Genomic DNA, 22,790 nt, shown 5'->3' on the forward strand with positions numbered 1-22,790 from the left:
TCCTTCAAAACTGTTTATTTGATAGCTTTTCCGTCACGTCTTCTTACGATCAGCTTATTAGACGCTTTGTTTTTCTTTCTTGTCTTAAGACCAAGTGCCGGTTTGCCCCAAGGTGTAGACGGGCCTGGACGTCCAATACCAGTCTTACCTTCACCACCACCGTGCGGATGGTCATTCGGGTTCATAACAGAACCACGAACTGTAGGTCTGATGCCCATATGGCGTTTACGTCCTGCTTTACCGATGTTGATCAGGTTGTGTTCGCCGTTTCCAACAACACCAACTGATGCACGGCATACAAGCGGTACCATTCTCATTTCGCCTGAAGGAAGACGAAGTGTAGCGTATTTTCCTTCTTTAGCCATTAACTGAGCGCTGTTACCAGCGGAACGAACGAACTGTCCGCCTCTTCCTGGATAAAGCTCAATGTTGTGAATCTGTGTACCAACCGGGATTTCAGAGAGCGGCAGGCAGTTTCCTACTCTTACTTCCGCTTCCGGTCCATTCATAACTGTCATTCCGTCTGTCAGTCCCTGCGGTGCAAGGATGTAAGCTTTTTCGCCGTCTGCGTAGCAGATCAGAGCGATGTTGGCTGTTCTGTTCGGATCGTACTCGATACCGATTACCTTTGCCGGAATTCCATCTTTATTTCTCTTAAAATCGATAATTCTGTATTTTCTCTTAGCTCCGCCTCCGCGGTGTCTTACTGTAATTTTACCCTGAGCGTTACGACCAGCTGTTTTGCTCTTGGATGCAAGCAGAGATTTCTCTGGAGTTGTCTTTGTGATCTCAGCAAAATCAGATCCGGTCATCTGTCTTCTGGAAGGTGTATATGGGCTGTATGTTTTAATTCCCATTACTGTATCTCCTTTCGTTATCTAATTATTGGTTTCACGGATTTGCACCGTTTATTTTCTCTATATCCTAGAGTCCCTGGAAGATTTCGATCTCTGCGCTTTCTTCTGTAAGAGCTACGATCGCTTTCTTCGTCTTAGCAGTTTTTCCGTATGTCATGCCACGGCGTTTTGTCTTTCCGTCCTGGTTCATTGTATTGACACTCTTTACTTTTGTTCCAGCGAACATTTTTTCAACTGCTTCTTTGATCTGAGTCTTGTTAGCTTCCGGATGAACAAGGAATGTGTATTTCTTGTCAGCCATAAGCCCCATGCTTTTCTCTGTAATCACCGGTTTCAGGATTACGTCATAGTACTGAATGTTTGCCATTATGCGTACACCTCCTCGATCGCCTCTACAGCAGCTTTTGTAGCAATCACTGTGTTGTATTTCAGGATATCATACACATTGATTGTATTAGTGCGTGCAGTCTTGACATCGGCAATGTTTCTTGCAGAAAGCTCAGCCTTTGTGTTGCCGTCTTCTAATACCACTAATGCTTTGGATACGTTTAAGTTGCTTAATACGTTCTGGAATTTCTTTGTTTTGATTTCATCGAAATTCATTTCATCTACTACGATGAATTTGTTTTCTTCTACTCTGGATGTCAGAGCGGATTTCAGAGCTGCTCTCTTTTCTTTCTTGTTTAATTTGAAAGAGTAGTCTCTCGGTGTCGGAGCGAATACCACTCCACCGCCTGTCCACTGCGGAGCTCTTGTTGATCCCTGTCTTGCATGACCTGTTCCTTTCTGTCTCCACGGTTTTCTTCCGCCGCCGGATACTTCAGAACGAGTCTTTGCTTTCTGTGTTCCCTGACGTTTATTTGCAAGCTGCTGTACAACTGCCATGTGCACAAGGTGTTCGTTAACTTCAACACCGAAAATAGCATCATTTAAGTCAATCGTACCAACTTCTTTACCTTCGATATTGTAAACAGCTACGTTTGCCATTACTATGTTCCTCCTTTCCTCTCAAAAACCTAAATACTCTTTACTGTTTCTTTGATTGTTACTAAAGATTTTTTAGGTCCTGGTACGGAACCTTTTACTAAGAGCAGATTGTTTTCTGCATCAACTCTTACTACTTCAAGATTCTGAATTGTGATCTTCTTGCTTCCCATGTGTCCCGGCATTTTCTTTCCTTTGAATACCTTGCTCGGATCGGAAGCCGCACCGTTGGAACCTGCGTGACGGTGGAATTTGGAACCGTGTGTCATAGGTCCTCTGTGCTGATTATGTCTCTTGATTGCACCCTGGAATCCTTTACCTTTGGAGATTGCTGTTGCATCTACCTTATCTCCTACCGCGAAGATATCAGCTTTGATTTCCTGTGCAAGTGCATATTCTTCTGCATTGTCAAATTTGAATTCTTTTACGAATCTCTTTCCGGATACTCCAGCCTTGTCAAAGTGTCCTTTCTCAGCTTTTGTCACACCATTTCTGTGGACAATTTCTTTCTTGCCGCTCTTGTCAACATTGACAATCTTTTCTTTCTTGTCAACGAATCCAACCTGAACAGCCTTGTAACCATCGTTCTCAACTGTCTTGATCTGTGTTACAACACAAGGACCAGCCTGAAGAACAGTTACCGGAGTTAATACTCCATCTTCGTTGAAGATTTGAGTCATTCCGACTTTTGTTGCTAAAATAGCTTTCTTCATTATGTTTACCTCCTGTGATTTACAGCGGAACGGACATGCATCCGTTCATCCTAAATTTTAGGAATACTGCTTTCTTATTTTTGTTTCATTTTGATATCGATGTACACACCTGCCGGCATTTCCAGTCTGGATAATGCATCAACTGTCTTCTGTGTTGGTGTGATGATATCAATCAGTCTTTTATGAGTTCTCTGCTCGAACTGCTCTCTGGAATCTTTGTATTTGTGAACAGCTCTCAGGATTGTAACTACTTCCTTCTTTGTCGGAAGCGGTACCGGTCCGCTCACCTTTGCTCCATTTTTCTTTACAGTTTCGATAATTTTCTTGGCAGATGCATCAACCAGCTGATGATCATATGCCTTCAGTGTGATTCTCATTACTTGACTTGCCATAAAAAAAGTCGCCTCCTTTTCGTACTTTCAAACTCAGTACGACAAGCGGTGACTGTACACTCTCCCGTGCGTGTCCACATCGACTCACACGTTGTTACCATGTTTCAATGGATGTTATTGATTCGTACAGTGACTTGTCGCCAGTTTCCTAACTTGACATTCGCTCCGCGGAAAAACCTGCCATTTCCAGGCAGCAACCTCACGTTTCATCGCTATCATGTCACAGCTTTTTCAGTATATATGAAACAATATAAATTTGCAAGCCCTTTTTACATTTTTTTGTATTTTTTTTGATACACGCAGCCCGGAACTGAAGCGCGTCTGTGCGACGAGCGCGCATGCGGGCGGCGGTTCGGCGCAAACAGCAACAATACTTTTTTTTACTTTTTTCCGTTAAACTCTTGACAGTTTCCTTTTGTTCATGGTATAGTGATAGCGTGTTAGTACATTAAAGTACTAAACGATTACATTGTAGTGTCCCTGATATTCCCCCAAAGTATCAGCGACGTCTCCAATTCTTATATACATCCTCTATTTAAGAGATTCCCCAGTTTTGTATATGTAGAAACTACAATGTAATCAGGAAAACCTCTCAATGACATACCAAAATGAAAGGGCGGATGCGATCGCGTATCCGCCTTTTCATTTTCTTCTATATTATGCAGGTAACTCTTTCCCCGCAAACCGGGTGTACTTTTCCAACAGTTCCGCGGCCCCCATCGCTGCGATCTCCCGGAGATCATTCTCTTTCATCATCCATCTCACGAACCGGCATCCCAGATAATAGCCTACATCCGAATAGCCGCAGAAATCGCACCAGTCTCCAAAGAAATCCTGCGTACTTTCCTCCTGCTCCAGGCGTCTCCCGTATTCCTCCTTAATCATCGGCTCCTGCTCCTGACACCATGCAAGCCATCCATTCTCATCCTGATGGTAATACCTCTCATCTTTGCTTAAGATCTGCTCGCATACCATGGCAATTCCCTCCTGCCAGAGCTGGAGCATCGACTGCCTGCTCTGTGTATGCGCCGGGAACTCCAGGTTCCCGTATGTCTCATGCCAGATATGTCCGATCTCATGGTACAAAAGTGCCTTCAGCTTCTCCTCGCTGTCCCAGTTCAGTTCCAGAACCTTTTCCACGCCCAGCAGAACGACCTTCTTCCCTCCAAGGAACGTCACCCATCCCGCCGCATTGCAAAGTCCCAGATATAAAACAACCGTCACTTCACATTCCTTGTCAAACAGGACCGGAAGGCGCTCCTGAAGCTCCGCCACAATATGCTCAAACCTGCTGCCAAGATGCCGGATCCGCTCTGGTTCCCCCAGTACTGTCTCAATTACCGGGAGGACATCCTTTTCAAACTCATACTTTGCCGTATCTTCTTCACAGAGTTTAGGAAGTTCCGGATGGATTGCTCCTGCATAGTCCCGCCATCTTTGCTTGTCAAAATGAGAATCCGGAAATGTAGAAAGAATCTCCGGAACAGTATTGACTGTTTTCATATGCTCCGCCTCCTGTCTTTCATCAAACAGAACGATCTGTTTCTTCTATTATAATATAGCAAACGGACAGGCGAGGGAGCGCAAGTGGTTTTCGTTTATTGCTGGTTCAATAATTCTACTGCTTTATCATACGCATCCTCTGATGATGTCTGGACATCCGGCACAAGCATGTCTTCGTTGTTGGAACTGTCGGGGCGTGTAAACTTTTTGTATGAAACCGACATAACTAAACCCGAATTTTCTAATTGAAACATCAAAATATCACCATAGGAATTCGGCTTATTAGTGCTTGGTTCTCCGACAATTTTTCCCAATTTTCCGTCTCTCACCCAAACACAAAGCATCGTTGCCGAACTAAATGTGATATGATCAGACAGGACAATCAACTGAACATCCTCATTCGCTTTAGCCATGAGTGTCGATCCCTTTGTTTCAATTATTCCGTGATCTATTGGAACTCCTCCCTGTTCTTTCGCTTCTTTGGAAAATCTGATAACACTTCCATAGTAAGGCTCCCTCATTCCCATTGCTTCCAAAATCCTTAAGCAAGCATTCGAGTCCCCTCCCGGATTCCCCCGTACATCAATAATGACTTTCGTACATCCATTTTCCACTGCTTCTTCCAGTTTTACCGCAATTTCTTCCAGTTTCTGATCAACTTCACAGGTATTGAAATCTACCACAAAAATATCACCTTCAGTAAAACAATTGTTTGTCACTTCTTCGGTGGATCTACCAACTTCCATAAAGGAGTAGATCCGTTTTGTGCCATCCGAGAATTCTACCTCTACCTGATCATTCTTCGATACCGCTCCACAGAATTTTAGAATCGTGTTCACTGCAAGATATTTTTCTCTGTTCTGTTCTTCTGCTGCTGCATTCTCCGCCACGATCATTTTATCGATTTTTTCGTATATTTTCTCTACATCCACTCCTCCAACTTTTTCTACATAAAGCCCGGTCCTTTTCCCATTTTCCCACAGATATGATTTTCCGTTTTCATAAGAAGCAGGTATGTCTAATACTTTTATTCCTCCAGGATCCTGAATCCTTGTATGTGCATCGCGAAGAGAACTCATGTACTCTGCCGTTGCTCCCCAGAATTCCCAGACAGTCATACCCGACTGTGTCTGACTGATGTATGCTTTTTTCGCTTCCTTATATTCCGACTGATCTTCCTCCAATTCAAAGAACGGATGTACATCTTCCACATATTGAATCGCCTGTTTCCTGTCTTCCTCCACCTGTGTTTTAGTCAGCAGACCTCCTTCTTCCGATATTGCCGTCCCCTGCCATGCACATCCTGCAAGCACTGCCGTCATCGCAAAAGCCAGTACCGCCTCAATCCACTTCTTTTTAAATCTCCAAAATTTCATAGACAATTTCCTCCTGCCAGCACTTCCACTTAATCAACAACAAGTTCTTTCACATACCCCATTTTCTCAAACGAATTCTGATCCGTCCGGAAATATTTCCGCTCCAATGTACCGTCATTATGGCTGATTTCAACTACGTAGACCTGCTTTGCTTTCAATTTCATTGGAAATGATGCCTGATCCCACATTTCACCGCTAAGTGGAGCTTCTTTGAAATTCTGATACGCTCCTTCCAATCTCCAGCATTTCATAGAATACCATCCCTCTTGGTCACTAAAAGCACTGTTCTCGCCGAAATAATCTGCCTTATAGTCCTTTCCATCTACTTCTATCGTTTCTGTTTTTAAAGGCTCTGTTATCCAGGCGTATTCTTCCAGACTTTCTGTATGAAGCTTGTCTCCATATTTTTCATGCAGCTGATTAGCCATACACGGAACTGTTCCTGTCATATAATCCATTGCATCGATTTCTGTATGAGCGCTTCCATAAATCCCCATGACCGGAATTTCTCCCAATGTTTCATATTCCTCAACAAAATTCTCTACCATCTTATTTTCCCGGTATGGGTCGTCCTCATAATGATCATAATAATATTTTCCCTGATCCATGTTCTCCTGAGTCTTTCGATATTCTTCCGAATCTTTTTGGCCATGTTCCTCCAGATAATTCAGGTACCATTGTCCCGTCGTCGCATACCCATGCCCAATATCTGTACCGTGTAAAATTGTTTCCGGATAGTTCGTCTTCAGTTTTTTCCAAAAATTCTGATACTCCGGAGTGCCCCCTGCCGTTCCCTGGCTATTTTGAAAAAACATGTCAAAAATGTCATCATCAGCTGATTGCATCCAGATATTCATTAATTGTGCATCAAAATACGGTAATTCAACAAACAGATCCCTCATCCCATCATCATAGTACTCTCCCCACAATTCCAGTTCTTTCTTCATGATATTTGCATTAACGTGTATTTCACCATACAGGTAGATGCCATCTGGGGTTTGCTCCTCTTGTTTTTCTTCTTCCCGCGTACTAGTATTACGCCCGCACCCGAAACACGCAGCAGCCATGACAATCACTAAAATCGCAACAAATACTCGCTTGTTCCAACCTTTTTTCTTCATTTACACTTTCCTCCCGTTCTATTGCTAAAATACCAACTGCAATTCTATTTTGAATGTTCCAGCGTAACGTTATAAAATCTCTATAAGTATTTTACCTTGCGATCTGTAGTTCGGGCATTACACACACTTCTTCTCTTTATCGCTTTATACTTTTTTGGTCTACACCTTTTATTATACTGCAATCCCTCTCTATTTCCAGAAACGAGTTCTTGCATCTTTGCAAAACATAAATTTTTCACCTGGCAACCATTGCTTGCATCGGAAACTGATACTTTCTTTCTCTTATTTACGCTCTATGCTATAATAATGAAGTCGAAAATTTTCAGGGAATAATAGAAAGGAATCTCAGATGGATCAAAAAGAAAAAAAGAAATGGATGGCATTTTTTATTATCGGAATCACTTATTCATGTATACTTTATATTTTCAACATGTATCATGTTTTATCTAAACCCGCTCCATCCTGGATCACCATGCTGTTGGATCATTGGTGGATTATTTATCTGCTCGAGTTCTTTCTCCCAGTATTTTTGATCCGCTTTTTCCTGCATGAACCATTAAACAGATATGGATTTCATTTTAGTCAGATTATTTCTCAGATACTTTTTGCTGTTTTCCTGATATTCCTTCTGATTTTTCTTGGTAATCCAAGTCGTTTCATCTCTCATCTTTTAGAAGTATGGAACATCTGCCTGATCCATATGAGATATCATTATCTACACACCTTTTTACCAGGAGCTGATTTTTTCCTGGCATTATTAGGCCAAAACATGCTTTATCACGGATTTTTGCTGACCTTTTTTCAGGATATCTTTCGCAATAAACTGGCTGGTGTTTTACTGGTCGGTCTGTTGTATGCATTATCTTCCGATATTTCTTCACTTAATCTTTTTTCATTTTGTCTCAGCTTTTTCTATGCTGTTTTATATGCTTCTATCAGAACATTTGCTCCTGGGAAATGCACGATTTTTTCACTCACGTTCGCACAATATTTATCAGAATTTTACTGGGGCATTTACTAATCATCCAATATAAGGCATTTGACACTTATTGTAATTTTCTGGAATTTATGTTAATATTATGTCAGTTTCAGGCAATATTGATTTTGCTGAAAGGAGGAAGATAGTTATGCAGATCGGAAGTTACTTAAAAGAGCATCGTAAAAGCCGGCATTTCACGCAAGAGCAAGTGGCAAATGAATTGCATATCAGCCGCCAGGCCATTTCCGCCTGGGAGAATAATGCATCCTTCCCGGATCTGGAAAATCTTGTCCTCCTGAGTCAGCTTTATCAGACGAGCGTTGACAGTCTGATCGGCAATGTTACACCAGAGAATACACTCGATATACAAGAGCAAACGGCAGATCTCCAAGAAGTACTACCCTCTGCCGAGCCGGCCGTTACAGAGGCAACTTCCGGCGAAACTCCTGTTTCCAGTGCAGAAGATGCAGTAAATTCCAAATTGGAGAGCATTTTTCTCATTGTGCTCGCCATTGCCGCATTTGAGCTTCCTTTTTTGGGCGTTTTTCTTTTGATCTATGTTATTAAAACAGTAAAATCCCGCCCATACTTTAAAGGAATTGTCCTTTTCATCTGTGTGGCATGTATCATTCACGATTTGATTTATTACGCCCAGTTTTTTTCATAAAACTACTATCAAAAAAGTAAACCCGAAACTGCTCTGTCTGATCCCGTTTCGGGTTTTTCATATCCCATTCTTCTCCTCTTAAAGAACAGTAGTTATCCGCTTCTAAGATCAAGCCAAAAAGAAAAAACACATTTGATAATAGAATTCCTCTGCTTTTCATTGAAATTCTGTCGAAATGACAGCGATTGATGTGTACCATAGACAGTAATACAGATACAACAAAACATCCGTTTCTGTCATATCTGTATCCTATAATCAGCTTTTATAATAATTTAAATAGACCGATGCATCTTACTCTTTGATTTTCTGCTCAAATTCCTCAACGGAACCGCATTCCAGAGCTATTTGGAACCATTGATCCAGCATTCCCGAATTAGTTTCCTTAGTAATTCTTTCATTGAGTGATTCCGGGACTTTTCCGTACGCCGAAAGCACCTTTAAGACAAATTCAGCTTTACCTTCGACTCTTCCCCGGCTTCTTTCATCTCTCAGCATTTCTTCCAGCACCATGAATCTTTCCTCCATTTCCCGGCTCTGCTTCACATACGAAATAAACTCCTGAAGCTTCTGGACATAGGGATCTCCAAAATCCTGTTGGCTCTCCTTTAGTCCTGCTCTGACAAATCTCAGAAATGTTACCAGTTTGCCCGGAACTTCTGCGTCATTCTTCCCGCGGGTATTCAGAAATAAAATCTTCCGTCCGTCTTCCAACGATGCTTCCTCCGTTTCCTGACAGACCGACTGAAAGGTATAGCGGTATTTTCCTGCTCCAAAAGGATCGAAATCGCACAAAAAGATCACATAGGTATTGGGAAGTTCCGTGTAGTCCTCCCCGCTCATCAGAAGTTCCATATCCATCTGGCTCTGATAATAGCGGCTCCTTTTTCCTAAAACCGGCTTTTTCTCTGCCTGCATCTCAATATTGTAGTGTGTATGCTCCTCATCTCTGGCATAAACATCCAGGCGGACGCCCTTATATTCCGGATGGTAAACGATGCTCTTTTCCTTACTGACCTTAACCTGGTCGATCTCAATTTCCAGCACCATTTCCAGAAATTCCTTACAATTTTCTTCGTTTACCATAACGGCGCCAAAGAGAAAGTTATCCTTGATTGTCAGTTCCTGTAGTGTTTTTCTTTTTTTCATATGAATCCTCCATGCGCAGAGGAATCCTATGCCTTTATTATACGACGAAAGCAGGAAGAATTCCATCCACAATCTCCCTGCTTTCCTGTATTTTTCAACACATTTTCAATTTTCTATCGTTTTCGCATTTTCAGTTTCAGCATTGCCGTTGCTTTTCGTGCATCCATGGTGTCTACCGCATTTTCGCCGACCACGTCGGTCTCTACGCCCTTTGGATTTTTATTCATATCAACAATCGTATCCATATACGGATTGGTCACCACGAACTGTCCGGCCGTTCCGGAAAAGTGGATTCCCACCACCGGAATGTCGCGTTTTCCGAGCTGTTCGATTGTATTGGCATAATCGACATCGCTGTTTCCCCATCCGTCTGCAGAGATGATCACGCCGTCCGCGCGCATTCCTTCCGCCCAGACTGCCGCCCTGGTTCCCACCAGCACTTTGTCCTGCTGATCCTGTGGTGTCCCCACGATAAGGATTCCCATCAGATCCAGATCCTCATCGGCTGACACTACATCCAGAAGCGGATCGCGGAAGTTGTGAAGTGTTGTTTCTTTTGTTGAAGGTCCGATTCCCATTCTCTGTCACCCCTTTTCGTTCTTTTTCTACTGCATGGACCGCAGAATTCCGTCACGGTATTCGTTTGGTGTTACTAGAACCGGCATATTTCCCATATCGATGATGGAGCGGCCTCCTTCCACGCCTGATGGTTCTTTTGCGAAGAGATGCATGTCATACATAGCTCCCTGCCCGGCCACCTGTTTGATAATGAGTACTTTTTTCTTTCCCGGACGTACCACATCGTAATATTCGTGACGTTCTGTGCAGCGGTCCCCATGATATTTCTTCAGCTGTTCCCGGAGTTCCTGGACAAATTCATCACATGCGCTGTGTGCCGCCGTTACCCCTGCCCGGATCTGACCCATTCCTTCCTGAAGCGTCACATCAAAGGCAATCATGATATCTCCTTCTCCTGGCGTCCCGGCTCTTCCGTAACAGATCTGCTCCTTCAGGTTTCCTTCCGAGGATCCGAATTCATGTGTCTGCTTTCCTACAGTATCCACGCCTGTCAGGATCACATAGACACCTGTCAGCGTATGAGTAATTCCTTCCCCGATATTTCCAAGTACTTTCGCTGAAATCGGGATAATGTCCATAATCGTATTGGTATACTGATCACGTTCTTCCGGTTTGATAATCCGGAAAGAAATATCTGATATATAGTCTTCTTTTCCACGTTTGTAGCGGTCTGCGCTCTCTTTATCCACAGTCAGCACGCCGCTTTCCTCCACCTTGTTCTCCTCGCCCCACATAGCTTCCCGTATGTGGTAGGCTTTAATCACAAGCCGGCGGAGCTGTTTTGTCTCTTCTCCCATGGCATTTGTTTCCTTTCCTGTTGATCCTTTTTTATCATAACACACTTTGCACTTTCAGAAAATGATATTTGATTTTCAAATGAAAATAGGGATCTGTACACTCTGTACAGATCCCATAATGATTTGCATCAAACTTTTGCAATGTATTCAAATGGAAGCGGAACTACCTTTCCTGGAGTATCGATTGCAACGAGCTGCTCCAGAGTTGCTTTTACAATCTCTGTCTGCATTTCTACGTTGTTCGGTTCTCCGGCATTTGCTCCCATTGGTACGAGCGGTGCTACCGCACGTGGTGTACCTGTCTGACGAACAACAGGTGGAAGGGCTGCGATGATAATTGTAGGAATACCAGCCTCTTCAATCGCTCTCTGCACCAGTACTGCAGAGCGGTGGCAGGTACCTCATCCAGCTGTGAGGATGACTGCGTCGACATCCTCTTCTTTAAACATCTGTGCGATGGCCGGACCAGTTTCATGTTTGAATTTCTCCTGATTTCCACCGCCGCCCATGAATCCTGCGTGTACCGGAGCACATGCTCTGATAAATCCTTCTTTTGCAAGTTCATGGATTCTGTCGATCGGGAACATACAGTTGATGTCTTTGTTTACATCACCGTTATCATATCCACCATGTGAAACCATCAGTTCACTGGATGGAGTTGTATTTTCAATCTTTCTCCATGTGAAGTCTCCGGCAAGATTAAATCTTTCCTGGCTTTTCTTATGGACACCTGCTGCAGTAGCAAGAGCAATAGACATATCTTTAATCTCTTTTGTTACTGGAGTCCATACTGCCGGCGGAGTAATCGGAACATAAATTTCAGATTGTAAACCTTTCACAACCGTTAAGCTCATTTTGAAACCTCCTCATGATTTTCATTCAATTCGCGCATCTCTTTCTGACGCCTCTTGTAGATATCAAGGTTGCTGACGTACTTCTCATTGATCTCCGGCCCCATCTGCTCTACGAAGCTCATGTTCCATGCCACTTCCTGTCCGACTTTGACGGGATAATCTGTGATCAGCATCCGCATCGGAATCTTCAGATAGCCGAGCCTTCCTTTCAGGTCAACTCCTACGCATCCGTCATGTACCTCGACGATGACGCCTTCCATTCTTATGATTTTATCTCCATATTTCAGTTCCATACGTCATTACCATCTATTAATCGTATTTTTCTTTTCTCTTCTGGCTCATCGGGAGAGACTGCTCATTTGCAACGAGATCAATCTTTGTTCCTGTTGCCTTTTCGATCATCTCGATGTTGTTTGCCTTGACATTCGGATTCCATTTCTTTTCTGCCGGTTTTACTTCCTCGCCTGCCATTGCTGCTTTCAGCATTGCGATTGCACGTACTGCTTCTTCTTTACACAGTGTGTTGCATGCAAGAACTTCATTTTCGATACCGGATTCAGATTTATTGTTGTCAACCATGTTTGTCATATACGGATTTCCAACAACGAGTGCACCCTGTACAGCACAGAAAGATAATCCAACTACCGGGATTCCTCTCTTTCCGATCTGCTCATGATGACTTGCAAAATCAATGTGGTTATTTCCAAAGCCTTCTGTTGTGATAAATGCACCGTCAACATCCAGAGCTTCTACTGTCTGTCCGACACGTTTGGATACATAGAACTTCTCTGCGTTGATCTGCGGGCTTCCTACGAAAAGAACGCCGCAGAGGTCAAGCTCTTCGTCATGGAGTGCTTCCAGTACGAGAGGCTCTCTCCAGTAGTGTCTGGACATCTCTTTGGATGCAGGTCCGATACATGTCAGTGCATGGATACATCCATCAAGCACTTCCAGCGGAGATGTCATAACCGGAACGTTTCCAAGGTCTACATTTGGTTTCGCTCCAAGTACTCCTACCGGCTCCATTGGAAGGATCAGGTTATCATGCATAGCGCCCTGTCCCATGATCTCTTTTACGATGACTACTTTTTTCTTTCCAGGATGTCTGAGATGTTCAAACTCCTCTGTATCAACAACAAGTGAGTCGTCCAGTTTCTTAAGGGCTTCACGGATCTCCTGTGTGATCACGTCTGTCGCTGTATGTGCAGCGAGCGGGCCCGGACGCTCCATGTTTGTTCCTTCTTTGATGATCACTTCTGTCTTGATGAAGATCTCACCCTTATCCGGTGCTCCCGGACGTCCCCACATGATGTTCTCATCCAGGTATCCTTCGGAAGAACCGAACTCACCGATCTGAACGCCGTTTGCATCTGTACCTGTTACCATCATAACAACGCCGTCAAGTACACGTGTTACACCATTTCCGATTTCAGCTTCGCCTTCTTTTGTGGCAATCGGCTGTACGTCCATGATTGTGTTGGAGTATGTGTGGTACATCTCCGGTGTGATAATATCAATCTTTAAGCTGTTTACCAGTTCCTGGCCTGCAGCTGCTTCTTCTTCGATTCCTTCACGGATGTAAAGCACTGTTCCGTCGATCTTTGTCTCCGGTCCTCTCTTTACTTCAGTGATTTTGAAATGCTTTCTTGTGAGTGTTCCCATCACTCTTGCTTCTTTTTCTTCTGCTGCCGGTGCCGCTGCTACTGCCACCGGAGCCGGTGCTGCTGCTACTGCAGAGCCTCCCATGATGCCAACCGGGATTTCCAGATTGATATCTTTTCCTTCTCCGATATGGAGTTTAAATACTCCACCCGGTACTGCTGCCGGTGCCGGAGCCGACACTTCCGGCTGAACTGCCGGTGCTTCTTCTTCAGCTGTTTCTTCTTTTACCGGTTCTTCCGCAGAAGCTTCTTTGTATCCTTCTACGACATCCGGTGTAAGTGCTGTAAGTGAATCACATGTTTTTTTCAGTTTTGCACCAAGAACCTGTTCAATCGTAAGGACGCCTTCCAGATTCAGAAGTCCTGAATCTACCAGATCATCAAAGATCGCCGGATCCTCAAGATTTGCAGCTTCGATTGTGATGCCCTCTTCCGCCCTGCAGCAAAGCACGGCCGGATCTTTTGCATGAGCTTTCGCTGTTTCAGCTGTAATTGACATGTTTCATTCCCTCCTTGATTTTCTCCTTCGGCTCTTCGCCGTTTTCTATATACAACCACACCGCATGGTGACGCAGAATGTGATGTACTTTTATGCCATACCTTTTCTTACTTTCCTTCCGGAAGCTGTTCCACCTGTTTGGAAACTCTCAGATATCTGTATAATGGATGTCCGATTGTTCTCATGACATGGTCTGTCTGGTGGAATACTTTCAGTTTCATCTTAGGCGCAGATCCCATAACTGTATTGGAACAGTCGGAGCAGTTACCGATGATGATGTATTCACATCCGTCTTTCTTGAACTGGATGTTATTCTTCGCCTGTCCCGGGCAGTTACCCGGTCTTTCACATTTGAGCGGTGCGCCCGGCTTGTTCTCAACAGCCTGTTTACATCTTGCCACGGATGCTACAACACCGTTCATCTTTGCGCAGATATCTCTCATACGTGCTTCACTTCCGCCGCATGCGCAGACAAGCAGTCCGACTTTCGCACCATGAAGGTTCGGGAAGTCGATCGTCACGATGATACCGCCTGTTGTCTTTGTTACAGGAGCATCAAGATCTGTCGGGTTCCCTGTGAAAGGTCCGCCCATAATGATCTCGCCGTAAACGCCGTCGATGCCGCCTGCACGCTCGATCATCTCTCCAACGCTTGTCCCTACAGGAACATTCATGAAGACATGCGGTTCATTTCCGCCGTTCAGCTTGCCGATTACCGTCATGTTCTTGACAAAGCACGGCTTTCTCTCCTCGATAGCTTCTGCCACTCTGGAGATTGTCTCCACATTGACTACTACCGCATTGGCTGCGGATGGAAGCTGTGTCGTCTCAAGCTCGATTCCAAGACACTCTCTGACAACCGCTCTTTCCTCTCCCATCGGGTAGATATCCGGAAGAAGGTGGATCGTCATGGCTTCTTCATCTTTAATCGCAGTCCGAAGTGTCTCTACTGCTTTTTCATTTTTCTTCTTGATTGCAAAAATCGCTTTGTCAGCGCCTGCGATATCCATACAATATTTCACGCCGCGTACGATCTTGTCGCTCTCGGCCTCGATCTGTCTGATATTATGGTATAGACCAGGCTCACACTCAGCTGCATTGATGAGAATATAGCCATGATCCAGATGCGCATCCAGCTTGATTCCTGTCGGGAATCCTGCTCCGCCCATGCCGACTACTCCGGCTTCTTTCACCATCTCAAGCGGTGTGCCCTCGGAAATCTTTTCGTACTCATCCGGCTGTTCTTCATCCGGCCTGATCACGATGCGATCTTCCTTTACTTCTTCTACCACACCGTAAACACTGGAGAAGATGTTCGCTCCAAGTCCGGTCGGTTTTGCTACAAGTGTACCCTTTTTTACCACATCTCCGGCTTTTACAACCGGTTCACATGGCGCTCCTACGTGCTGACGCAGTAAAAGTTGAATGTTTCCCATAACAACATGCTCCTTTTCTTTATATTTTATACGGGATATAAGCTCGGTCTCCAATATACGATCTGTCTCCCGTCGTGATCCACAGCAATGTTTGTTTATTGATGATTTCTATAAGATGCTCAGCGCGGTCATTTCCCGGCTGATATCTGAAGCCCGCATATTTACAGGCCTGTTTTCTTTCTGGCGGAGGCATGTGGGAATCGAACCCACCCAGGACGCTCCTAACGCCCTACACTGGTTTTGAAGACCAGGAAGCACACCAGTTACTCATCTACCTCCATGTTATGCTTTTTCGCATAGACAATTTACCACACTTGACGGCAAATTTCAACAGAAAAATAATTAAATTTTTGTCAATTGTATTTTAGCAAATAGCCGTTGACTTTTCAAGGCTTTTCAGTCATAATTGTAATAACTTACTAGACGCCGTACTAGAATGCGGTCTACTATATGGCACCTGCCGCTTCCGGCTTATGCCGCAGGTATTTTTTTTCTGCATACCGTACAGCGTCCCGCCCGATAGATTTATCGCTTTTATCTATAGGCAATCAAAGTTTATGAAGTATTTTTTCTAAGGAGGATCTGATCATGGAACTGAACCCAAAATTAAATCTTGATAATTTTGAGGCATCTTTTTTAGCTGTGGATACACACACAGTCGGAGAATTTACACGTATTGTAGTTTCCGGTTTCCCGAAACTGGAAGGTAATACCATGATTGAAAGAAAGAACTATCTCGCAGAGCATTACGATCATTTTCGTCAGGCTTTGATGTTTGAACCACGGGGACATCACGACATGTTTGGCGCTGTTGTGACAGAACCGGTCAACCCTGAAGCTGATTTCGGCGTTATTTTCATGGATACCGGAGAGTATCTGAACATGTGCGGACATGGTACAATCGGTACAGTTACAGCCGTAATCGAAACAGGACTGATCGAAGCAAAAGAACCTGAGACAGAAGTCGTTCTTGAGGCTCCGGCCGGATTAATCCGTACAAAGGCTCAGGTAAAAGACGGAAAAGTTGTCAGCGTTACTTTGACAAACGTACCTGCATTCCTTTATAAAGAAAATCTCAAAACAGTCGTAGACGGAAGAGAAATTACTTATGATATTTCCTTCGGCGGAAGTTTCTTTGCCATTATCGATGCAGAACAGCCGTCCCTGAATCTTCACGTAGATTCCAAGACTGTTCCGTTCCTTCAGGATTTTGGAATGAAGCTTCTGGAGAATGTCAACAAAGAAGTAAAAGTAAAACATCCGGAGCTCGACATTACAACTGTAGACCTTGCCGAGTTCTACTGTCATACAGATACACCTGGATGCAGCCGCAGAAATGTTGTAATCTTCGGCGATCATATGGCTGACCGTTCTCCGTGCGGAACAGGTACAAGCGCAAAACTTGCCACACTGTACGCAAAAGGTGAAATCGGTATCGGTGAACCTTTCGTATACGAAAGCTTTATCGGCTCCCAGTTCAAAGGTGTTATTCTCGGTGAAGCAAAAGTAGGCGATTACAATGCTGTTATTCCGCGGATTACAGGATCTGCTTATGTTACAGGTCTTTCCACCTACGTCATTGACCCGGACGATCCGCTGAAATACGGATTCCGCGTAGGTCACTAGACCTCACAGTCATGCAGAAAGGACACAGATTTTTATGCCAAGAAAACGTTCTTCCACGAAAAGCCGTATAGTAAAAGCGGCATGGAATCTTTTTTACAAAAAAGGCTATGACAAAACAACCGTAGAAGATATTATCGCTCTTTCCAAGACATCAAAAGGAACCTTTTACCATTACTTCAAGGGGAAAGAGGCACTGCTGAATTCCATCTCCGATCTGTTTGACTCAAAATATGAAGATCTTCAGTCAAAAATTGATCCGGATCTGTCTGCCTATGATACACTTCTGTATCTGAACAGAGAACTGTTCCATATGATCGAAACGAGCATTGATGTTAATCTTATTGCGTTTTTGTATTCTTCTCAGCTTGTCACAAAAGACCACCGGTCGCTTCTTGACGAGCAGCGTCTGTACTTTACCTGGCTGAGAGAGATCCTGGAACACGCGGTGGAAACCGGAGAGTTTCATCCCGGCTGTACTGTCGATGAACTGCTCAAGATTTACGCCATGTATGAGCGTTCCATGATTTATGACTGGGCATTATGCCGGGGTACATATTCCCTGTCCGAGTACAGCGGTCGTCTTCTGCCCCACGTACTGGATACATTTGTTCATGGTATTTAAAGAGAATCCTGCACTTTTCGTGCAGGATTCTCTTTTTTCTTTTTTACAAAAGACTGCCGACCGAAAGGAACAACGGTGCAAACACCAGCGAAACAATTGTCATCAGTTTGATCAGAATATTAATAGACGGCCCCGAGGTATCTTTGAAAGGATCACCCACGGTATCTCCGACTACTGCCGCTTTATGCGCCTCACTTCCCTTTCCACCGTGATGTCCGTCCTCAATATATTTTTTTGCGTTATCCCAGGCTCCGCCTGCATTGGACATGAAAATGGCCATCAGGACACCGGTTACAAGCGCTCCTGCCAGAAGACCGCCCAGCGCCCCCGTTCCAAGGATCAGCCCTGTTACTACCGGAGATGCGACCGCCATAATTCCCGGGATCAGCATTTCCTTCAAGGCTGCTGTTGTAGAAATTGCCACACAGGATTTATAATCAGGTTTTTCTGTACCGTCCATAATCCCCGGCATTGCCTTAAACTGTCTTCTTACTTCTTCGATCATCTGGTATGCTGCTTTCGATACACTCTGCATTGTCATGGACGAGAATAGAAACGGCAGCATTCCTCCAATAAAAAGTCCGATAATAACTCTGTTGTCCAGAATATCAATCTGATCCAGCCTGACTGCCTCAGCGTAGGACACAAACAATGCCAGCGCGGTCAGGGCTGCAGAACCAATGGCAAATCCTTTTCCTATCGCCGCTGTCGTATTTCCAACGGAATCGAGCTTATCCGTAATCTGACGGACCGATTCGTCCAGCCCCGCCATCTCTGCAATACCTCCCGCATTATCCGCGATAGGGCCATAGGCATCCACCGCAACAGTAATAGCCGTTGTAGACAGCATTCCTACTGCGGCCAGCGCAATTCCATAAAGACCGCTGCACTGGTATGCCGCAAAAATACCGACACAGATCAGAAGAACCGGCGCCGCTGTCGATTTCATTCCGACAGCCATACCGCTGATAATCGTTGTCGCCGCTCCTGTCTCTGACTGCTTTCCAATCTCTTTTACCGAATTATAATCTGCTGATGTATAAATTTCTGTGATAATTCCGATCAGCAGGCCCACAGCAAGACCGGAAATCACCGCTCCCGCCATCCTGAGGCTGCCAAAGAACGCAAGGCTGAAGACAAGCGACACAACAACCACCAGTGCGCTTGATACATACGTTCCCATCTTAAGAGCTCTGTGCGGATTCGACTTTTCATCTCCTTTTACAAAGAAGGTCGCAAGAACAGACGCAATCAGTCCAAGCCCGGAAATCACGAGCGGATACGCGACGCCTGCAGTCTCATGATATACGATTCCAAGTGTCAGAGCCGAAATCAATGCCCCTACATAAGACTCAAAAAGGTCAGCTCCCATTCCGGCCACGTCTCCGACATTATCTCCGACATTGTCCGCGATGACAGCCGGATTTCTCGGATCATCTTCCGGTATTCCGGCCTCTACTTTTCCGACCAGGTCAGCGCCAACATCTGCCGCCTTCGTATAGATACCGCCTCCCACACGGGCAAACAGTGCGATGGAAGATGCTCCGAAGCTGAATCCGGAGAGCACATCAATATTTCCGGTAATCAGATAAATCATGCTGACACCAAGAACCCCGAGACCTGCCACACAAAGCCCCATCACGGCTCCACCGGAAAATGCTATGGAAAGAGCCCGGTTCATACCGGATTTCATTGCCGCATTTGCCGTTCGGACATTTGCCTTTGTCGCCACCTGCATTCCAAAGTAACCGGCAAGTGTCGAAAACAGAGCACCTGCTACAAAGCACACGGCCGTTACAAGGCTTCTCGTTCCAATACCGATCAGGACAAACAGCACTACAACAAAGACTATCAGAATCCGGTATTCCGCCATCAGGAAAGCTCCCGCTCCTTCCGCAATGGCTTCGGAAATCTCCCGCATTCTCCTGGTTCCTGCCTCCTGTCTGGAAACCTTAAGCGCCAGATAAACCGCAAACAGAAGTGCCGCTGCAGCAAATACAGGAACTACTTTCAGCATTAATGTCATATCATCTCCTCCTCTCAATTTCATGACTTTGCTGTACTTTCTGCTTTTACAGAACAGCCCGCCCCGCGGAAATTTGTCCCCCAAAAAGCAAAACCGGATTTTCATAATGAAAATCCGGTTTTCTCCTGATTATACCATACATTCGTGAAGCTCTTCGTGTTCAATTCCCACCTGATCCATGATGTCAAGCACCGAATCCCTGTCCGTAAGATCCGCACACCAGGCAAGTCCGCATCCCGCCGAAATCGCCCTTGGTACAGGGATCAGTCTGCCATTCACTTCATGTTCTTTACAAGTCTTTTCCATTGCCATAGCATCTGCTGTCGTATGGAATGTCACTACCAGCTTTAATTCTTTCTTTCTCATGATTCAATCACTATTTCAAATTCAGAGCCCTTTTCCGTCACGGTAACCTTCTTGCCTTTATCTTTCGCGAATTTCTCTACATTCGTTCTCTGATGAGGTTCGCTTACAAGTACCTTTACCGGCTCCGTCGTTCCTTTGATCGCCTCTGCTGTCAGCATGATCGGTTCCGGACAGGAAAGTCCTCTTGCATCTACTTCCTTCATTTCATTATCATCCTTTCTCATAGAATAACATACATTTCATTAAAATACCATACTATTTCGCCATTTTCCGCTTATTTGTCAATGCAATTATGAAACATACGACAATACAGATGACAACTGCAATCTGACCTGCTGTGCTGACTCCGCCTGCGGACGCTGCCTTGTCTGCAGTTGCCGCACTTGCTGCCGCGCCTGCCAGTCCAAAGTTATGTGATACAGCAGCGCCGACAAACAGTCCCAGTACCGTGACTGCGGAATCGGAAGATCCCTGTCCTGCCAGAACGAGCTGGCGAAGAGGACATCCACCGGCAAGTACTGCCGCGAATCCTACCGCATACATCCCGAGAATATTCCACAGATGCGCGGAATGTGCGATCGGCTGTCCACTGAATCCGAGGTGGAATCCGCCTGTTGCGATATTATAAATCAGCATAACTGCAAACAGTCCTACGATAACAGAAATCAGATCGAAACTTTTGACAAGAATAATATCACGGATACTTCCCGCAAAACACATTCTGGATTTCTGCGCAAAAGCTCCAAAGATCAAACCACCGATCAGAGAAATCAGAATCGGGGCGTGAAGGGCTCCCGGTCCTGCCCCCGGCTCTGATGCAGCAAGCAGTGTTGTGCATACGCTTAAAATCAGAATTCCCACCATCAGAATCGGAAGTACTGTACCACTTGCGGCATTGGTCTCATGTGCCCGTCCAAGGCTGAATCCTTTCTTCAGGAAAAATGCTCCTGTTGCAACGCCGGCAGCAAATCCGATCAGGGCAACCCATGCATTCAGGTCACCTGCTGACATACGGAGTACCATACGAAGCGGGCAGCCAAGGAATGCAAGAGAACCGATCATAATGATCATTCCAAGGACAAAACGGATCATCGGAGAAGATCCTCCGGTAGACCGGTATTCCTTTGTCGCTAATGAGATCGCAAATGCTCCCAGCACAATTCCTACAATTTCAGGTCTGGCATACTGTACTGCCGCCGCGCTGTGGAATTTCAGAGCTCCTGCAGTGTCCCTGACAAAACATGCGATACAGATCGCCATATTCGCCGGATTTCCTGTTGCCGCCAGAACTGCAGCAACGATACCGCAGACAACGCCGGCAAGCGCCAGTTTTTTCTTTGAGTCAGATAAATTCATTCTCTTTCCTCCTGTTCCTTATTCTTCTTTCGCGAGTTCTTCTACTGCACGGATGGCAGTCTGAATCTCTTCCTCAGTATTGAAATGGGAGAAGCTGAAGCGTACGGATCCCTGTTCTACCGTACCGAGCGCTTCATGCATCAAAGGTGCGCAGTGTCCGCCCGGTCTCGTGGAAATGTCGTACGTCATCAGAAGTTCGTCGCTGACTTCCGCGGAATCATAATCCCCGATATTCAGTGTAACGATCGGGCATCTCTCTTCCGTCTCGAAATCACCGTAGATTTTCACGCCGGGAATATCTTTTACCCCCTCGTAAAACATCCGCATCCACTTCTGCTCGGTTCTGCGGATCGTATCAATCCCAACACGTTCGATGTAGCCGAGTGCCGCATTCAGTCCTGCGATTCCATGCCCGTTGAGTGTGCCTGCCTCCAGTGCCGTCGGCATTTCAGACGGATGATGATGATTGTATGTCTGTACTCCGCTTCCTCCCATCTTCAGCGGACGAATCTTCAGTCCTTCTCTCACATAAAGCCCACCGGTTCCCTGCGGGCCCAGGAGTCCTTTGTGTCCTGTAAAGCAGAGTACATCCACATGCATGGCTTTGACATCAATCGGGAAAACCCCCGCCGTCTGGGATGCATCCACAATATAGAGAACACCATGGTCATGTGCCATCTTTCCGATCCTTCCAATATCAACCAGATTTCCCGTCAGATTGGATCCGTGTGTCGTCACGATGGCCTTTGTCTCTGGACGGATTGCCTGCTCGATTTCTTCATAACAGATCCTGCCCTTGTCATCACTCTTTACAAAGGTCACTTCCACTCCTTTTTCCTGAAGATCATAGATCGGCCTGAGGACAGAATTATGCTCCAGCACAGTCGTAATTACATGATCTCCAGGATCTATCAATCCCCGGATTGCCGTATTCAGGCTTTCGGTAGAATTGGATGTAAACGCGATCTGCTTCGGATCCTCCGCACCAAAGAGCTTTGCCAGGCGCTCTCTTGCTTCATAAATGATCCGCGCCGCCCCCAGAGATGCTGTATTGGCACCACGCCCTGCATTTCCGAGGGAACCCATTGCATTTACAACCGCATCGATCACTTCCTGCGGCTTATGCATCGTAGTCGCCGCATTATCAAGATAAATCATAGTCTCTCCCTCCCATTACCTCTAGTATATCTTTTTTATCAAATCCAGTCTAATTTAAAAACCCTATGAAAA

The 22,790-nt window shown here is 45.2% G+C and carries 25 protein-coding genes and 1 tRNA gene; 4 read left to right on the forward strand and 22 right to left on the reverse strand.

Going from position 1 to position 22,790, the window contains the following annotated elements; translation table 11 throughout:
- Window positions 1-14 precede the first annotated feature (14 nt).
- The 8 genes from rplB to Selli1_RS08030 all read right to left on the reverse strand — a co-directional run bounded on the left by rplB (window position 15) and on the right by Selli1_RS08030 (window position 6,946).
- Window positions 15-857: a 50S ribosomal protein L2 gene (rplB, locus tag Selli1_RS07995; protein ID WP_281872680.1), complete on the reverse strand. Its 843-nt coding sequence runs from the start codon at window positions 855-857 to the stop codon at window positions 15-17.
- Window positions 858-924: 67 nt separating this feature from the next.
- Complete coding sequence (gene rplW, locus Selli1_RS08000) at window positions 925-1,224, reverse strand: 50S ribosomal protein L23 (protein WP_087168682.1); 300 nt, start codon at window positions 1,222-1,224, stop codon at window positions 925-927.
- Window positions 1,224-1,844 carry a 50S ribosomal protein L4 gene (rplD, locus tag Selli1_RS08005; protein ID WP_087168683.1) on the reverse strand — a complete coding sequence of 207 codons (621 nt, stop codon included), beginning with the start codon at window positions 1,842-1,844 and terminating at the stop codon, window positions 1,224-1,226. The genes rplW and rplD overlap by 1 nt, the downstream gene beginning before the upstream one ends.
- A gap of 29 nt (window positions 1,845-1,873) precedes the next feature.
- Complete coding sequence (rplC, locus tag Selli1_RS08010; protein WP_087168684.1) at window positions 1,874-2,554, reverse strand: 50S ribosomal protein L3; 681 nt, start codon at window positions 2,552-2,554, stop codon at window positions 1,874-1,876.
- A 74-nt stretch (window positions 2,555-2,628) separates the two neighbouring features.
- Window positions 2,629-2,946, reverse strand: a complete 318-nt coding sequence (rpsJ, locus tag Selli1_RS08015; RefSeq protein ID WP_024731851.1) for a 30S ribosomal protein S10 — start codon at window positions 2,944-2,946, stop codon at window positions 2,629-2,631.
- A 657-nt stretch (window positions 2,947-3,603) separates the two neighbouring features.
- Window positions 3,604-4,449 carry a hypothetical protein gene (locus tag Selli1_RS08020; RefSeq protein ID WP_281872683.1) on the reverse strand — a complete coding sequence of 282 codons (846 nt, stop codon included), beginning with the start codon at window positions 4,447-4,449 and terminating at the stop codon, window positions 3,604-3,606.
- A gap of 95 nt (window positions 4,450-4,544) precedes the next feature.
- Window positions 4,545-5,825 carry a S41 family peptidase gene (locus tag Selli1_RS08025; protein ID WP_191437282.1) on the reverse strand — a complete coding sequence of 427 codons (1,281 nt, stop codon included), beginning with the start codon at window positions 5,823-5,825 and terminating at the stop codon, window positions 4,545-4,547.
- A gap of 29 nt (window positions 5,826-5,854) precedes the next feature.
- Window positions 5,855-6,946 (reverse strand): hypothetical protein, encoded by a 1,092-nt coding sequence (locus Selli1_RS08030; RefSeq protein WP_281872687.1) that lies wholly within the window; start codon window positions 6,944-6,946, stop codon window positions 5,855-5,857.
- Window positions 6,947-7,295: 349 nt separating this feature from the next.
- Here Selli1_RS08030 and Selli1_RS08035 point away from each other — a divergent pair, with 349 nt between their 5' ends.
- Entirely contained in the window at window positions 7,296-7,967 is a 672-nt protein-coding gene (locus Selli1_RS08035) for a hypothetical protein (RefSeq protein WP_281872689.1), read from the forward strand.
- A 106-nt stretch (window positions 7,968-8,073) separates the two neighbouring features.
- A complete protein-coding gene (locus Selli1_RS08040; RefSeq protein ID WP_204863977.1) occupies window positions 8,074-8,592 on the forward strand; it encodes a helix-turn-helix domain-containing protein in 519 nt (172 codons plus the stop codon).
- A 291-nt stretch (window positions 8,593-8,883) separates the two neighbouring features.
- Here the strand turns inward: Selli1_RS08040 and Selli1_RS08045 are convergent, their stop codons facing one another.
- The 9 genes from Selli1_RS08045 to Selli1_RS08080 all read right to left on the reverse strand — a co-directional run bounded on the left by Selli1_RS08045 (window position 8,884) and on the right by Selli1_RS08080 (window position 15,843).
- Window positions 8,884-9,738, reverse strand: a complete 855-nt coding sequence (locus Selli1_RS08045; protein ID WP_191427257.1) for an Rpn family recombination-promoting nuclease/putative transposase — start codon at window positions 9,736-9,738, stop codon at window positions 8,884-8,886.
- Window positions 9,739-9,851: 113 nt separating this feature from the next.
- Entirely contained in the window at window positions 9,852-10,316 is a 465-nt protein-coding gene (locus Selli1_RS08050; protein WP_087254612.1) for a glycine/sarcosine/betaine reductase component B subunit, read from the reverse strand.
- 27 nt (window positions 10,317-10,343) lie between these two features.
- Window positions 10,344-11,114 carry a proline reductase cluster protein PrdD gene (prdD, locus tag Selli1_RS08055; RefSeq protein ID WP_281872693.1) on the reverse strand — a complete coding sequence of 257 codons (771 nt, stop codon included), beginning with the start codon at window positions 11,112-11,114 and terminating at the stop codon, window positions 10,344-10,346.
- Window positions 11,115-11,242: 128 nt separating this feature from the next.
- The gene (locus Selli1_RS18770) at window positions 11,243-11,488 is read right to left on the reverse strand and encodes a hypothetical protein (protein ID WP_465231406.1); all 246 of its coding nucleotides are present in this window, start codon (window positions 11,486-11,488) and stop codon (window positions 11,243-11,245) included.
- 27 nt (window positions 11,489-11,515) lie between these two features.
- Window positions 11,516-11,968: a glycine/sarcosine/betaine reductase selenoprotein B family protein gene (locus Selli1_RS18775; protein ID WP_465231407.1), complete on the reverse strand. Its 453-nt coding sequence runs from the start codon at window positions 11,966-11,968 to the stop codon at window positions 11,516-11,518.
- Window positions 11,965-12,255, reverse strand: a complete 291-nt coding sequence (locus Selli1_RS08065; protein ID WP_087168722.1) for a CBO2463/CBO2479 domain-containing protein — start codon at window positions 12,253-12,255, stop codon at window positions 11,965-11,967. The genes Selli1_RS18775 and Selli1_RS08065 overlap by 4 nt, the downstream gene beginning before the upstream one ends.
- A 22-nt stretch (window positions 12,256-12,277) precedes the next feature.
- Window positions 12,278-14,128: a D-proline reductase (dithiol) proprotein PrdA gene (prdA, locus tag Selli1_RS08070; RefSeq protein ID WP_087168694.1), complete on the reverse strand. Its 1,851-nt coding sequence runs from the start codon at window positions 14,126-14,128 to the stop codon at window positions 12,278-12,280.
- A gap of 107 nt (window positions 14,129-14,235) precedes the next feature.
- On the reverse strand, window positions 14,236-15,564 hold the full coding sequence (gene prdC, locus Selli1_RS08075) for a proline reductase-associated electron transfer protein PrdC (RefSeq protein ID WP_087168695.1): 1,329 nt from the start codon (window positions 15,562-15,564) through the stop codon (window positions 14,236-14,238).
- A gap of 181 nt (window positions 15,565-15,745) precedes the next feature.
- Window positions 15,746-15,843, reverse strand: a tRNA-Sec gene (locus tag Selli1_RS08080).
- Window positions 15,844-16,152: 309 nt separating this feature from the next.
- Between Selli1_RS08080 and Selli1_RS08085 the strand changes: the two genes are divergently transcribed.
- Entirely contained in the window at window positions 16,153-17,190 is a 1,038-nt protein-coding gene (locus Selli1_RS08085; protein ID WP_087168696.1) for a proline racemase family protein, read from the forward strand.
- A 34-nt stretch (window positions 17,191-17,224) separates the two neighbouring features.
- Window positions 17,225-17,812 (forward strand): TetR/AcrR family transcriptional regulator, encoded by a 588-nt coding sequence (locus Selli1_RS08090; RefSeq protein ID WP_087168697.1) that lies wholly within the window; start codon window positions 17,225-17,227, stop codon window positions 17,810-17,812.
- Between the two features lie 43 nt (window positions 17,813-17,855).
- Here the strand turns inward: Selli1_RS08090 and Selli1_RS08095 are convergent, their stop codons facing one another.
- The 5 genes from Selli1_RS08095 to Selli1_RS08115 all read right to left on the reverse strand — a co-directional run bounded on the left by Selli1_RS08095 (window position 17,856) and on the right by Selli1_RS08115 (window position 22,718).
- Window positions 17,856-19,838: a sodium-translocating pyrophosphatase gene (locus Selli1_RS08095; RefSeq protein WP_087168723.1), complete on the reverse strand. Its 1,983-nt coding sequence runs from the start codon at window positions 19,836-19,838 to the stop codon at window positions 17,856-17,858.
- A gap of 129 nt (window positions 19,839-19,967) precedes the next feature.
- Window positions 19,968-20,204: a putative Se/S carrier protein gene (locus Selli1_RS08100; RefSeq protein WP_087254621.1), complete on the reverse strand. Its 237-nt coding sequence runs from the start codon at window positions 20,202-20,204 to the stop codon at window positions 19,968-19,970.
- Window positions 20,201-20,407 carry a sulfurtransferase TusA family protein gene (locus Selli1_RS08105; RefSeq protein ID WP_087168699.1) on the reverse strand — a complete coding sequence of 69 codons (207 nt, stop codon included), beginning with the start codon at window positions 20,405-20,407 and terminating at the stop codon, window positions 20,201-20,203. The genes Selli1_RS08100 and Selli1_RS08105 overlap by 4 nt, the downstream gene beginning before the upstream one ends.
- 52 nt (window positions 20,408-20,459) lie before the next feature.
- Window positions 20,460-21,560: a YedE family putative selenium transporter gene (gene yedE, locus Selli1_RS08110; protein ID WP_087168700.1), complete on the reverse strand. Its 1,101-nt coding sequence runs from the start codon at window positions 21,558-21,560 to the stop codon at window positions 20,460-20,462.
- 18 nt (window positions 21,561-21,578) lie between these two features.
- Entirely contained in the window at window positions 21,579-22,718 is a 1,140-nt protein-coding gene (locus tag Selli1_RS08115) for an aminotransferase class V-fold PLP-dependent enzyme (protein ID WP_087168701.1), read from the reverse strand.
- Between the last annotated feature and the right edge of the window lie 72 nt (window positions 22,719-22,790).

It is taken from the genome of Sellimonas catena (genome assembly GCF_027924685.1).
GTDB classification, from domain to species: Bacteria; Bacillota; Clostridia; order Lachnospirales; family Lachnospiraceae; genus Sellimonas; species Sellimonas catena.